This window comes from Pseudomonas sp. H3_A02, assembly GCF_054671965.1.
The window spans coordinates 178,186-192,223 of the sequence record NZ_CP162807.1 but is presented as its reverse complement, the minus strand read 5'-3'; the positions used below and the strand labels follow the sequence as shown (position 1 = coordinate 192,223).

Sequence of the window (14,038 nt, the reverse complement as noted above, 5' to 3'; positions counted from 1 at the left end):
CCCCATTCGCGAGCAAGCCCGCTCCCACACTGGGCTGTGTTCAAGCACAAATTGCCGGTCGATGCAGATCTAATGTGGGAGCGGGCTTGCTCGCGAAGGCGTCAGTCAGGCCAACGCTGTCTCGGCCGGCGAGACAATGCTGGTCTTACCCCCACGGGACTTACCGGAACTCAGGTACTCGGCGATCGACTCCTGGGTCACCTCACCGAGGAACACCCGTTCGGCATCCAGCACCGGCAGCCACGAACGGTTGAACTCGTACATGCGCGACAGCAGGATCCGCAGGTGTTCGTCGTAGGCGGCAGTGGCGTTGAATTCGCGCAGGTATTGGTCGCACGTGCCGGTCTGGCGATGCAGGTCGCGACGGCGTACATAGCCCAGGGCCTTGTTCTCGGCACAGGTGACCACCACGTAGCGCCGGTCATGCTCGTCCATCAACTCCAGCGCCTCACTCACCGGCGTTTCGGGGCTGACCGACGGGGCGTTGTCGGCGGCGTCTTCGGCCTTGACCAGCAACAGGCGCTTGAGCGTGCTGTCCTGGCCGACGAAGTTGCTGACGAACTCGTCGGCCGGATGCGCCAGCAACGTGTCCGGGTGATCGCACTGGACCAGCTTGCCGGCGCGGAAGATCGCGATCTTGTCCCCCAGCTTGATGGCCTCGTCGATGTCGTGGCTGACCATGATCACGGTCTTGTTCAGCGCCCGCTGCATTTCGAAGAACTCGTTCTGGATCATCTCGCGGTTGATCGGGTCGACCGCGCCGAAAGGTTCGTCCATCAGCAACAGCGGTGCATCGGCCGCCAAGGCCCGGATCACGCCGATCCGCTGCTGCTGGCCGCCCGACAGTTCACGGGGGTAGCGATGCAGGTACTGCTTGGGTTCGAGCTTGATCATGCTCATCAATTCGCGGGCGCGGTCGTGGCATTTCTGCTTGTCCCAGCCGAGCAGGCGCGGGACGACGGTGATGTTTTCCTCGATGGTCATGTTCGGGAACAGGCCGATCTGCTGGATCACGTAGCCGATGTTACGGCGCAGGGTCACTTCGTCCAGGCCGGTGGTGTCTTCGCCGTTGATCAACACCTTGCCCGAGGTGGGTGGGATCAGCCGGTTAATCATCTTCAGCGTGGTGCTTTTGCCACAGCCCGACGGCCCGAGGAACACGCAGATCTCGCCTTCGTTGACGGTCAGGTTCACCGAGTCCACGGCCTTGACGTCTTTGCCGTTGCTCTTGAAGGTTTTGCTGAGGTTTTGAAGTTCGATCATTTGAGAAGTCCTTTAGGAGTCAGCGAGCGTTGCAGCCATTGCAGAAGCAGGTCGGCGAAGATGGCCAGGAGACTGACCAGCACGGCGCCGACGATCAGCATCGACATGTCGCTGCGGCTGATGGAAGCGAGGATGAGCACGCCCAGGCCACCGGCGCCGATGGTGGCGGCGATGGTCATGACGCCGATGTTCATGACCACGGCGGTGCGTACGCCGGCCAGGATCACCGGCACGGCGATGGGCAGTTCAACCATGCGCAGGCGCTGGGCGAAGGTCATGCCGATGCCGCGGGCGGCTTCACGGATGCCTGGTTCGACGCCGGTCAAGGCCAGGTAGGTGTTGCGCATGATCGGCAGCAGGGAATAGAGAAACACCGCGGTGATCGCCGGCATTGGCCCCAGGCCCTGGCCGAACTTGGAATAGAACGGCAGCAGCAGGCCGAACAGGGCAATCGACGGAATTGTCAGCAGCACCGTGGCGCTGGCCTGCAAGGGGCCGGCGAGCGCCGGGAAGCGGGTCATGAAAATGCCCAGCGGCACACCGACGATAATCGCCAGGGTCACGGCGATGCCCACCAGGGTGATGTGCTGCCAGGTCAGGTGCAGCACCAGCGGCCAGTCCAGATGGGAAAAGGCGTCAAGAAAATCCATGGCTTTTCCTCCAGGTCATTGGGTTGAGAGCAGCGAATGTTGGCGCAGGAAATCGGCGGCAACGGCGGAGGGGCTTTCATGATCGACGTCCACGCGGGCGTTGAGCTGGCGCATGGTTGCGTCGTCGAACAGTTCGGTCAGGGGCTTGAGCTGCGCGGCCAGTTGTGGGTGCGCGTCGAGGAACACCTGGCGTACTACCGGCGCGGCGGTGTAATCGGGGAAGTAATGCTTGTCGTCTTCCAGCAACTTCAGTTTGAAGGCGTTAAGCCGGCCGTCGGTGGTGTAGACCAGGCCGGCGAACACCTGACTGTTGCGCAGGGCGGTGTAGACCAGGCCTGCGTCCATCTGCCGGATATTCTTGCGGGTGAGGTTCATGCCGTACTGCTCGACCATGCCCGCCAGGCCGTCGGAACGGTTGGCGAACTCGGTGTCCAGGGCCACCAGATGATTGTCATCGGCTTCGGCTTGCAACACCGTGTTCAATTGGCTGATGGTGTTGATTTGCGGATATTTCTGCGCAACCTTTTCCGGCAGGGCCAGGGCGAAGGTGTTGCTGAATTTCGACGGTGCGAGCCAGACCAGGCCTTTTTTGGCGTCGAGTTCTTTCACCCGGGCGTAGGACTGGGCGCTGTCGAGTTTTTCCGTGACATGGTTGTAGGACACCAGCGACACGCCGGTGTATTCCCACAGCATGTCCAATTGCCCGGTCTCATGGGCACTGCGGGCCAGGGTGCTGCCCAGGCCGCCGGTGATTTGCGCGTCATAACCTTTATCGCGCAGGTATTGCGCGGTGATTTCCGCCAGCAGCGTCTGTTCGGTGAACACTCGGGCGCCGAGGCGGATCAGCGGTTTTTCAGCCGCTTGGGCGAACCCTGCGAACAGCAGGACACAGCCCAATATCAAGCTCAACTTCTTCATAAACGATTTCCTTTATCCAGCCGGGCTTATGACGGTCGCAGACCGCGTTCCAGCCAGAGACGGCTGGCCAGTGTCACCAGGCCGTCGAGCAGCAGTGCCAAGAGGGCGGTGCAGGCCGCGCCGAGCAGCAGCTGCGGCTGGTTGTTCAAGGCGATGCCGGGGAAGATCAGGCTGCCGAGGCTGTTGGCGCCAATCAGGAACGCCAGGGGCGCGGTGCCGACGTTGATCGCCAGGGCTACGCGCACGCCGCCGACGATGATCGGCACGGCGTTGGGCAATTCGACTTTCCACAGCACCTGGCGCGGGGTCATGCCGATGCCGACGGCGGCTTCCTTGAGGGAGCCCTGGACATTCTTCAGGCCTTCATAGGTGTTGCGCACGATGGGCAGCAGCGAGGCGAGGAACAGGGCGAAGATGGCGGGCCCGCTGCCGATGCCCAGGATACCCAGGGCGATGGCCAGCACGGCCAGGGGCGGTACGGTGTTACCGATGTTGAACACTTGCATGAAGCGTTCGGCGCGCCCGACCAGGCTGGGGCGACTCAGGGCGATGCCGGCGGGGATGCCAACAATCAGGGCCGCCAGCATGGAGGCCAGTACAAGCATCAGGTGCGCTTGCAGGTAAAACAACAGATCGTCGCGGTAATGTTGGATCGTATCGATGCCGATCCAGTGGACCAACAGGGCCAGGAGGGCGACGACGACCGCACCTCCGATAAGCCCTTTGCCATAGCGGATAGCCACAGGCGGACTCCTTTTTGTTTCAGTCGGCGCACGCAGTCCCGTGTGGCAGGCCATTGCTGGCTGTCGGGACAAGACGTTCGCGAGAAGCAGCTCTTTTCGATGCCGGTAAAACGGCAGATAAATCGAGCCATGAGCGCAGCCTCGTCAGGCTAACTTGCTGATTTTTCAGACCCTGACGAATAGCCGTAACAGGGTGGTGGACGCCTCCACGCGGCGAAAGGTTCCCATGCTGGGCAATATCTGGCCACCCTTGATGTGCTCAACGGTTCGGTTCCTGGTTCAAGTTGAGCTATAATCGCCGCCCTTTTTTGAATCACCTGCCAGGCGATTTCCCATGACCAAACAGGCCGCCGAAGTCGCGAAACGCCGCACTTTCGCCATTATTTCCCACCCCGATGCCGGTAAGACCACCATCACCGAAAAGCTCTTGCTGATGGGCAAGGCGATTGCGGTCGCTGGCACGGTGAAATCTCGCAAGTCCGACCGCCATGCCACCTCCGACTGGATGGAAATGGAAAAACAACGGGGTATTTCCATTACCACGTCGGTCATGCAATTCCCGTATCGCGATCACATGATCAACCTGCTCGACACCCCGGGCCACGAAGACTTCTCCGAAGACACCTACCGCACCCTGACCGCGGTGGACTCGGCCTTGATGGTCCTCGACGGCGGTAAAGGCGTCGAGCCACGGACCATCGCGCTGATGGATGTCTGCCGTCTGCGGGACACGCCGATCGTCAGCTTCATCAACAAACTCGACCGCGACATCCGTGACCCGATCGAACTGCTCGACGAGATCGAAGCGGTCCTGAAGATCAAGGCGGCGCCGATCACCTGGCCGATCGGTTGCTACCGCGACTTCAAGGGCGTGTACCACCTGGCCGACGACTACATCATCGTCTACACCGCCGGTCACGGGCACGAGCGCACCGAAGTCAAGATCATCGAGAAGCTCGACTCCGACGAGGCCCGCGCGCATCTGGGCGACGAGTACGATCGTTTTGTCGAGCAACTGGAACTGGTACAGGGCGCCTGCCACGAGTTCAACCAACAGGAATTCCTCGACGGCCAACTGACCCCGGTGTTCTTCGGGACCGCGTTGGGCAACTTCGGTGTCGACCATGTGCTCGACGCCGTGGTCGATTGGGCCCCGCGCCCACTGCCACGTGTCGCCAACGAGCGCACCGTGGAACCGGTGGAAGAGAAGTTCGCAGGCTTCGTGTTCAAGATCCAGGCGAACATGGACCCCAAGCACCGCGACCGCATCGCCTTCATGCGCATCTGCTCCGGCAAATACGAAAAAGGCATGAAGATGCGCCACGTGCGCACCGGCAAGGACGTGCGCATCGGCGACGCCTTGACCTTCTTCTCCTCGGAACGCGAACAACTGGAAGAAGCCTTCGCCGGTGACATCATCGGCCTGCACAACCACGGCACCATCCAGATCGGCGACACCTTCACCGAAGGCGAAGCCTTGGGCTTCACTGGTATCCCGCACTTCGCCCCGGAACTGTTCCGCCGCGTCCGCCTGAAGGACCCGCTCAAGTCCAAGCAACTGCGCCAGGGCCTCCAGCAACTGGCCGAAGAGGGCGCCACCCAGGTGTTCTTCCCGGAGCGCAGCAACGACATCATCCTCGGTGCCGTCGGTGTGCTGCAGTTCGACGTCGTCGCCAGCCGCTTGAAAGAGGAATACAAGGTTGAGTGCTCTTATGAGCCGATCACCGTGTACTCCGCCCGCTGGGTCGAATGCGGCGACAAGAAAAAGCTCGAGGAATTTTCCAACAAGGCCGTGGAAAACCTCGCGCTGGATGGCGGCGGTCACCTGACCTACCTGGCGCCCACCCGGGTCAACCTGGCGCTGATGGAAGAGCGCTGGCCGGATGTGAAATTCCGCGCGACGCGTGAGCATCACTAAACGCTGAGCTGCAAATCAAAACCCCCGTTGCGAAAACAGCGGGGGTTTTTTATGGCTTGTCCCATGCCCTGAACATAGATAACTCACTGTGGGAGCGAGCTTGCTCGCGATAGCGGTGGGTCAGATTGCCTGGATGTTGGATGTGCCACCGCCATCGCGAGCAAGCTCGCTCCCACACTGGATCTTCAGTGGGCAAGAAATTTGTGTTTGGCACAGATCCCTCTGTGGGAGCAAAGCTTGCTCGCGATAGCGGCGGGTCAGCTTGCCTGGATGTTAGATGTGCCACCGCCATCGCGAGCAAGCTCGCTCCCACACTGGATCTTCAGTGGGCAAGAAATTTGTGTTTGGCACAGATCCCTCTGTGGGAGCAAAGCTTGCTCGCGATAGCGGCGGGTCAGCTTGCCTGGATGTTGGATGTGCCACCGCCATCGCGGGCAAGCCCGCTCCCACATTGGATCTTCAGCGGGCAAAAAATTTGTGTCCGGCACAGATCCCCTGTGGGAGCGAGCTTGCTCGCGATAGCGGTGGGTCAGCTTGCCTGGATGTTGAATGTGCCACCGCCATCGCGGGCAAGCCCGCTCCCACACTGATCTTCAGTGGGCAAGAAATTTGTGTTCGGCACAGATTCCCTGTGGGAGCGAGCTTGCTCGCGATAGCGGCGGGTCAGCTTGCCTGGATGTTGGATGTGCCACCGCCATCGCGAGCAAGCTCGCTCCCACACTGGATCTTCAGCGGGCAAGAAACTTGTGTTTGGCACAGATCTCTCTGTGGGAGCAAAGCTTGCTTGCGATAGCGGGGAGTGTTGAATGTACTGGTGCCATCGCGGGCAAGCCTTGCTCCCACACGGGCTCCAGGCGTTAGTAGATTTGGAGATAATACTTATTCGAAACCAATCTGTCGGGCAGGGGCATTTCTGGTGGTTCGACAGCGTCTTATCTGGTGAACCGGCCTGTTCAGAACTAGATTTTCTTGAGCGCCGTCAGGCCCCGGCTTTATCCGGAAAAGAAGGAATTGGCTATGAATAAGCTGCTACGCATGATGTTTTTGCTGAAGGTGTTGGTGATGCTGTCCCTGGGGTCTACGGCTGTGTGGGCGGAATGCGATGAGCATGAGAAGCACGCGGCGAGCGGACAGGTGGCCCAGGGTGAGTTGATGCTGGCCGCGACTGAAGAACAGCAGCCTGGCGATCAAGACAATGACGACTCGACGATTGATGATGATCCCGATGCCGACGATGAAGGTGATAGCCAGACTTAGATTTCAGGTAAAAGAAAACCCCTTCCGCCTGATCGATGCTTGATCGGGCTGAAGGGGTTTTTTTTCATCTTCGTTGCATGACTCGTGGCGAGGGAGCTTGCTCCCGCTGGACTGTGCAGCAGGCCCAAAAAAGAGGGTCCGCTGCGCTGCCCAGCGGGAGCAAGCTCCCTCGCCACGGTTTATCGCAAGTGCCGGCTGTTACGCCGCGCCTTCGAGGAATTGCTCCGCGTAGTGACACGCCACCTGCCGGTTATCGAGCAAGCGCAATGCCGGTTCTTCGGTTTTGCAGCGCTCGGTGGCGTACGGGCAGCGCTTGTGGAAGGCGCAGCCGGACGGTGGGTTGAGCGGGTTGGGCAGTTCGCCGACGATTTTGATCTTCGGCTTGTTCGGGTCCGGGTGGATGGTCGGGGTGGCCGACAGCAGCGCCTGGGTGTACGGGTGCAGCGGGCGGCTGTAGATGGACTCGTTGGGGCCCATTTCCACCGGGCGGCCGAGGTACATCACCATCACGTCGTCGGCCACATGCTGCACCACCGCCAGGTTGTGGGAGATGAACACGTAGGCGGTGTTGAATTCCTGCTGCAAGTCCATGAACAGGTTCAGCACCTGAGCCTGGATCGACACATCCAGCGCGGAGGTCGGTTCGTCCGCCACCAGCACCTTGGGTTGCAGCATCATGGCGCGGGCCAGGGCGATGCGTTGGCGCTGGCCGCCGGAGAACATGTGCGGGTAGCGCTGGTAATGCTCGGGACGCAAGCCCACCTGCTTCATCATCGCCTGGACTTTTTCCCGCCGCTCGGTGGCCGACAGGTTGGTGTTGATCAGCAACGGCTCGGCCAGTTGATCACCGATTTTCTGCCGCGGATTAAGGGACGCATAGGGGCTCTGGAACACCATCTGCACGTCCTTGCGCAATTGCTTGCGTTCGGCCTTGTTGGCGCCGGCCACTTCCTGGCCGGCGATTTTCAAGGAGCCGGCGGACGGTTCTTCGATCAGCGTCAGGGCCCGGGCGAGGGTGGATTTGCCGCAACCGGATTCACCGACCACGGCCAGGGTCTTGCCGGCTTCCAGTTCGAACGACACACCGTTGAGGGCGCGCACGGTCGCATGGCCCTTGAACATGCCACGGGACACTTCGTAATGACGGGTCAGGTCACGGGCGGTAAGTACGACGGCCATCACGCCACCTCCTGGTTCAACGGGTAGAAGCAGCGGGCGAGGCTGTTGGATTTCGGATCGAGGGCCGGGCGTTGTTGACGGCAGTTGTCCTGCACGTACGGGCAGCGCGGCGACAGCAGGCAGCCTTGTGGACGGTCGTAGCGACCGGGCACGATGCCCGGCAGAGTCGCCAGGCGCTCGGCGCCCATGCTGTGCTCCGGAATCGCCGCCAGCAGCGCTTCGCTGTACGGGTGGGCCGGAATGTCGAACAGCTGCGGCACCTGGCCCACTTCCACGGCTTGGCCGGCGTACATCACGCACACGCGCTGGGCGGTTTCAGCCACCACGGCCAGGTCGTGGGTGATCAGCACCAGGCCCATGTTTTGCTCTTTTTGCAGGGCCAGCAGCAGGTCCATGATCTGCGCCTGGATGGTCACGTCGAGGGCGGTGGTAGGTTCGTCGGCGATCAACAGTTTCGGCTCGCCGGCAATCGCCATGGCAATCGCCACGCGCTGGCTCATGCCGCCGGACAGTTGATGCGGGTAGGCGTCCATGCGGCTGGCGGCGCCGGGGATCTCGACTTTTTCCAGCAGCTCGATGGCGCGCTTGCGGGCGGCCTTGCCGGACATCTTCAGGTGCAGGCGCAGCACTTCTTCAATCTGGAAACCCACGGTGTAGCTGGGGTTGAGCGCGGTCATCGGGTCCTGGAACACCATCGCCAGGTCCTTGCCGACGATCTGCCGGCGCTGGCGGTTGCTCAGCTTGAGCATGTTCTTGCCGTCGAAGTTCAGCGCATCGGCGGTGACGATGCCGGGATGCTCGATCAGGCCCATCAGCGCCATCATGGTCACGGATTTACCCGACCCCGATTCGCCGACGATTGCCAGGACTTCGCCTTTTTCCACGCTCAGGTCCAGGCCGTCGACCACCGGCACGGCGGTGGCGTCGCCAAAGCGGACATTGAGATTCTTGATTTCTAGCAGTGACATGGGAATCTCCTCAGGCGGCATTCTTGAGTTTCGGGTCCAGCGCATCGCGCAGCCCGTCGCCCATCAGGTTGATTGCCAGCACGCTGAGCAAAATGGTCAAGCCAGGCAGGCTCACGACCCACCAGGCGCGTTCGATGTAGTCGCGGGCCGAGGCCAGCATGGTGCCCCACTCCGGGGTCGGCGGCTGCACGCCAAGGCCGAGGAAGCCCAGGGCGGCGGCGTCGAGGATGGCCGAGGAAAAGCTCAGGGTCGCCTGGACGATCAGCGGTGCCATGCAGTTAGGCAGCACGGTGATGAACATCAGGCGCGGCAGGCCGGCACCGGCCAGGCGCGCGGCGGTCACGTAGTCGCGGTTCAGTTCGCCCATCACGGCGGCGCGGGTCAGGCGCACGTAGGACGGCAGCGACACGATGGCGATGGCGATCACGGTGTTGATCAGGCCTGGGCCGAGGATGGCGACGATCGCCACGGCCAGCAGCAGCGAAGGCAGGGCGAGCATGATGTCCATCAAACGCATGATGGTTGGGCCGAGCAGGCGCGGGAAGAAGCCGGCGAACAGCCCCAGCAGGATGCCCGGGATCAGCGACATCACCACCGACGACAGACCGATCAGCAGCGACAGCCGCGAACCCTGGATCAGGCGCGACAGCAAGTCGCGGCCCAGTTCGTCGGTGCCCAGCAGGAACTGGATCTGCCCGCCTTCAAGCCAGGCCGGCGGCGTCAGCAGGAAGTCGCGGTATTGCTCGCTCGGGTCATGGGGCGCGACCCACGGCGCGAAGATCGCGCAGAACACGATCAGGATCATGAACAGCAGCCCGGCCACGGCGCCCTTGTTGCGGGAAAACGCCTGCCAGAATTCTTTGTACGGGGACGGGTACAGCAGGCTTTGATCGACTGCTACCGCGGTAGTTGGAGTACTCATGGTTTTGATCTCAGCGCTGGTGACGGATGCGTGGGTTGGCAAAGCCGTAGAGGATGTCCACGACGAAGTTGACCAGAATCACCAGGCAGGCGATTAACAGGATGCCGTTCTGCACCACAGGGTAGTCCCGGGCGCCGATGGCTTCGATCAGCCACTTGCCGATGCCCGGCCAGGAGAAGATCGTTTCGGTCAGGACCGCACCGGCCAGCAGCGTGCCGACTTGCAGGCCGACCACGGTCAGTACCGGGATCAGTGCGTTGCGCAGGCCATGCACGAACACCACGCGCGACGGCGACAGGCCCTTGGCGCGGGCGGTACGGATGTAGTCTTCACGCAGCACTTCGAGCATCGAGGAGCGGGTCATGCGGGCGATGACCGCCAGCGGAATGGTGCCCAGCACGATGGCCGGCAGGATCAGGTGATGCAGCGCATCGAGGAACGCGCCCGGCTCGTCGGCCAGCAGCGTGTCGATCAGCATGAAGCCGGTTTTTGGTTCGATGTCGTAGAGCAGGTCGATCCGCCCCGACACCGGCGTCCAGCCCAGGGACACCGAGAAGAACATGATCAGGATCAGGCCCCACCAGAAGATCGGCATCGAATACCCCGCCAGGGAGATGCCCATCACCCCATGGTCGAACAGGGATCCTCGCTTGAGTGCCGCGATCACCCCGGCCAGCAGGCCCAGGATACCGGCGAACAACAGGGCGGCCATGGACAGTTCCAGGGTCGCGGGAAACAGGGAGCTGAACTCGGTCCATACGCTTTCACGGGTACGCAGCGATTCGCCGAGATCGCCGTGGGCCAGTTTGCCGATGTAGTCCAAGTACTGGGCATACAGCGGTTTGTTGAGGCCAAGGCGTTCCATTGCCTGTGCATGCATTTCGGGATCGACCCGACGTTCGCCCATCATCACTTCCACGGGGTCGCCGGGGATCATGCGAATCAACGCGAAGGTCAGCAAGGTGATGCCGAAGAACGTGGGGATCAGTAATCCCAGTCGGCGGGCAATAAAACTAAACATCTTCAGGTGTACCTCATCAGCCGGTTAGGCGTGCCCGGTAGCCCTCGGATAAGGGATACCGGGCGTTTTCTTATCTACTTCACCTGGGTGGTGGCGAAGTTGTTGGTGGTGAGCGGGCTGATCACATAGCCCTCTACGTTGTTGCGCATTGCAGTGAACATCCGGGTGTGGGCCATGCTGATCCACGGTTGGTCCTGGTTGAAAATCACCTGGGCCTGTTCATAGAGCTTGGCGCGCTCCTCGGGGTTCACCGTGGCGCGTGCCTGGTCGATCAGTGTCTGGAATTTCTCGTTGCACCAGCGCGCGTAGTTTTCGCCGTTCTTGGCCGCCTCGCAACTGAGCATAGGCGTCAGGAAGTTATCCGGGTCGCCGTTGTCGCCCGCCCATCCGGCGGACACCATATCGTGTTCGCCGTTTTTCGCGCGCTTGAGCATTTCGCCCCATTCCATCACGCGGATGTCGACTTTGATCCCGACCTTCGCCAGGTCCGCCTGCATCATCTGCGCGCCGAGCATCGGGTTGGGGTTGGTCGGGCCGCCGCCGTTGCGGGTGAACAGGGTGAACACGGTGCCTTCCGGCACGCCGGCTTCCTTGAGCAACTGGCGGGCTTTGTCCAGGTCGGGGGTCGGGTTCTTCAGGTCGTGGTTAAAACCCAGCAGGGTTGGCGGGTACGGGTTGACCGCCACGGTGGCGTTGCCTTTGCCGAACAGCGCGTTGACGTAGGCTTCCTTGTCGAAGGCCAGGTCGACGGCTTTGCGCACCCGCACATCGCTCATGTATTTGTGACTGGTGTTCAGGGCGGTGTAGGAGACAGTCATCGCGTCCAGTTCAGTGACCTTCAGGTTCGGGTCTTTCTTGATGCTGGGGATGTCATCGGGTTTGGGGTACAGCGCGATCTGGCACTCGTTGGTCTTGAGTTTCTGCATGCGCACGTTGTTGTCGGTGGCGATGGCCAATACCAGGGCATCGGCCGGCGGCTTGCCACGGAAGTAGTCCGGGTTGGCCTTGAAGCGCACCTGGGCATCTTTGTTGTAGCGCTGGAAGACGAACGGCCCGGTGCCGACCGGCTTGCTGTTGAGGTCGCCAGCCTTGCCTGCCTTGAGCAACTGGTCGGCGTATTCGGCCGGGTAGATCGAGGAGAAGGCCATGGCGATGTCGGCCAGGAACGGCGCTTCGCGGCGGGTCAGGCTGAACTTGACCGTGTGCTCGTCGACTTTCTCGACGCTTTTGAGCAGTTCCTTGAAGCCCATGCTTTCAAAGTAGGGGAAGCCCACGCTCGACAGTTTGTGCCACGGGTGGTTCGGGTCCAGCTGGCGCTGGAAGCTCCAGACCACGTCGTCGGCGTTCATGTCGCGGGTCGGCTTGAAGTATTCGGTGGTGTGGAACTTGACGCCCTTGCGCAGGTGGAAGGTATAGGTCAGGCCATCGTCACTGATGTCCCAGGATTCGGCCAGGGCCGGAATCACCTCGGTGGTGCCGGGCTTGAAGTCGGCCAGGCGATTGAAAATGGTTTCCGCCACGGCATCGGCGGTGACTGCAGTCGTGTACTGGACCATGTCGAAGCCTTCCGGGCTGGCTTCTGTGCAAACCACCAGGGGTTTGGCCGTGGCGCCAACGGCGACGCTCAGCAGCGCGGCGGCGATGGCGGCGCGTAGGGGAATCATGTTCATCGTCAATCCTCTGCAATCGGGTCAATGGCAAAAGACCGGGCGGGCGACCTTGTGAGTCGACCGCCCGGTGGCAGTTTAGAGAATGTTGAACGGGATGGTGGTGACCAGGCGGAACTCGTTGATGTTGCCATCAGCCTGGTTTTCGCTGGCGCGGTGAGTGGTGTAGGTGGCACGAATCGCGGTGGCCTTGAGCGGGCCGCTCTGCACGGCGTAGGAGGCGCCGACACCGTATTCGTAGTGAGTTTCGCCGTCCATCAGGCTCAGGTCGGCGCGTTGGTTGCCTGCAACGGTGTAGGCCGTGCCACGGTAATGCGTGCCGTCGATGCCCCAACCGCGTGCCTGGTAGATGTTGAACTTAAGGCCTGGTACGCCGTACTCGGCCATGTTGAGGCCGTAGGCGATCTGGAACGATTTCTCGTTCGGGCTGTTGAAGTCCGACAGCAGGGAGTTGGCCAGGTAGATGCCGTTGGTTTCGTGCAGGTAGTCGAAGTACTCGTCGCCGTTCACTTCCTGGTAGGAGAACGTCAGGCTGTGGGCCTGGTGAGCAAGGCCGAGCGACAGGGAGTAGGTATCGTTGTCGATATTCCCCATCAGCTTTTTGCCTTCGTCGACGGTTTTGTAATAGTTCAGGCTGGTGGTCAGGCTGAGCACCTGGCTATCGCCCAGCTCGTGGGTGGCGCCGAAGTAGTATTGGTTCCAGAAGTCTTCGACCTTGGCGCCATACAGGCTGGTTTTCAGGCTCTTGAACGGCTGGTAGTTCACGCCGGCGGTGTAGACCTTGTCGGTTTCCACGCCAGTGGCGGAATACTCGGTACGGAATTTTGACAGGCTCTGCTCGGTCCGTGGCGAAACGCGATCGAAACCGGCCAGATCGAACGAGAGGTTGTTGAATTCTTCACTGTGCAGGCTGACACCCTCGAAGCTCGAAGGCAGCGCACGGTTACCAATGACATCAATGATTGGCGTACTGAAGTTCTGGCGACCCGCAGTCAGCGTCGTGTTCGATACGCGGAACTTTACGTTAGCCAGGCCCAGTTTGCTCCATTGGTCCACGGCATCACCGTTGGAGTCTGCCAGGGTACGGTTGGAACCACCGGCAATGTGCTTGCGGTCCTGGTCCAGAACGACAGCGTTGTAGGCGGCCACTTCGGTGCTGACGCCGACGGTGCCTTGGGTAAAGCCCGACGTGTAGTTGACGATGGTGCCTTGGACCCAGTTGATACGACGAGCGATGGGAGTCGCCGGCACGGACGGGTCATTTTTTACGCTGTTTGGCTTGTAGCTGAATCGGTCGTCACGACGTTTCAACTCGTTGGAGTACCAGTTACGAGTCGTGCCCCCCAGGCTCTGGCCATCGATGAAGCCTTTTGCTTCGCTCTGGGCGCTGCTGTCGGCCAGCGCGGTAGGAACGAATTCCTGACTGACAGATTCAGCGTAAGCCGTGGCCGTAACGCTGCTGATGGCCAAGGCCAGTATCGCGGTGCTGCTCAGTTTCATCGGTAACGCTCCTTTGCTTGCTTTTTTAACGC

General features: G+C 61.2%; 12 protein-coding genes. 2 read left to right on the top strand and 10 right to left on the bottom strand.

Translation table 11 applies throughout. The features are described from left to right. Nucleotides 1–105: 105 nt before the first annotated feature. Genes AB4N80_RS00865 through AB4N80_RS00850 form a run of 4 tightly spaced genes read right to left on the bottom strand, consistent with a single transcriptional unit; the run spans nt 106 to nt 3,574 of the window. A complete protein-coding gene (locus AB4N80_RS00865; RefSeq protein WP_122569160.1) occupies nt 106–1,263 on the bottom strand; it encodes an osmoprotectant ABC transporter ATP-binding protein OsmV in 1,158 nt (385 codons plus the stop codon). Beyond that, complete coding sequence (locus AB4N80_RS00860) at nt 1,260–1,913, bottom strand: ABC transporter permease (RefSeq protein ID WP_122569161.1); 654 nt, start codon at nt 1,911–1,913, stop codon at nt 1,260–1,262. The genes AB4N80_RS00865 and AB4N80_RS00860 overlap by 4 nt, the downstream gene beginning before the upstream one ends. 15 nt (nt 1,914–1,928) lie before the next feature. Continuing rightward, entirely contained in the window at nt 1,929–2,831 is a 903-nt protein-coding gene (locus AB4N80_RS00855; RefSeq protein ID WP_122569162.1) for a glycine betaine ABC transporter substrate-binding protein, read from the bottom strand. A gap of 26 nt (nt 2,832–2,857) precedes the next feature. Beyond that, nucleotides 2,858–3,574 (bottom strand): ABC transporter permease, encoded by a 717-nt coding sequence (locus AB4N80_RS00850; protein ID WP_122569163.1) that lies wholly within the window; start codon nt 3,572–3,574, stop codon nt 2,858–2,860. Nucleotides 3,575–3,908: 334 nt separating this feature from the next. Between AB4N80_RS00850 and AB4N80_RS00845 the strand changes: the two genes are divergently transcribed. After that, the gene (locus tag AB4N80_RS00845) at nt 3,909–5,492 is read left to right on the top strand and encodes a peptide chain release factor 3 (RefSeq protein ID WP_122569164.1); all 1,584 of its coding nucleotides are present in this window, start codon (nt 3,909–3,911) and stop codon (nt 5,490–5,492) included. A 1,017-nt stretch (nt 5,493–6,509) separates the two neighbouring features. Beyond that, nucleotides 6,510–6,749, top strand: coding sequence for a hypothetical protein (locus AB4N80_RS00840; RefSeq protein ID WP_122569166.1), 240 nt, complete (start codon nt 6,510–6,512; stop codon nt 6,747–6,749). Between the two features lie 198 nt (nt 6,750–6,947). Here the strand turns inward: AB4N80_RS00840 and AB4N80_RS00835 are convergent, their stop codons facing one another. The 6 genes from AB4N80_RS00835 to AB4N80_RS00810 all read right to left on the bottom strand — a co-directional run bounded on the left by AB4N80_RS00835 (nt 6,948) and on the right by AB4N80_RS00810 (nt 14,006). Then, nucleotides 6,948–7,928: a peptide ABC transporter ATP-binding protein gene (locus tag AB4N80_RS00835; RefSeq protein WP_122569168.1), complete on the bottom strand. Its 981-nt coding sequence runs from the start codon at nt 7,926–7,928 to the stop codon at nt 6,948–6,950. Further along, entirely contained in the window at nt 7,928–8,896 is a 969-nt protein-coding gene (locus AB4N80_RS00830; RefSeq protein ID WP_122569169.1) for an ABC transporter ATP-binding protein, read from the bottom strand. The genes AB4N80_RS00835 and AB4N80_RS00830 overlap by 1 nt, the downstream gene beginning before the upstream one ends. Nucleotides 8,897–8,906: 10 nt before the next feature. Further along, a complete protein-coding gene (locus AB4N80_RS00825) occupies nt 8,907–9,818 on the bottom strand; it encodes an ABC transporter permease subunit (protein WP_053118415.1) in 912 nt (303 codons plus the stop codon). A 10-nt stretch (nt 9,819–9,828) separates the two neighbouring features. After that, entirely contained in the window at nt 9,829–10,839 is a 1,011-nt protein-coding gene (locus tag AB4N80_RS00820) for an ABC transporter permease subunit (RefSeq protein WP_014336601.1), read from the bottom strand. 74 nt (nt 10,840–10,913) lie between these two features. Next, a complete protein-coding gene (locus tag AB4N80_RS00815) occupies nt 10,914–12,509 on the bottom strand; it encodes an ABC transporter substrate-binding protein (RefSeq protein ID WP_460080248.1) in 1,596 nt (531 codons plus the stop codon). Between the two features lie 75 nt (nt 12,510–12,584). Further along, nucleotides 12,585–14,006 carry an OprD family porin gene (locus AB4N80_RS00810; RefSeq protein WP_122569171.1) on the bottom strand — a complete coding sequence of 474 codons (1,422 nt, stop codon included), beginning with the start codon at nt 14,004–14,006 and terminating at the stop codon, nt 12,585–12,587. Nucleotides 14,007–14,038 lie beyond the last annotated feature (32 nt).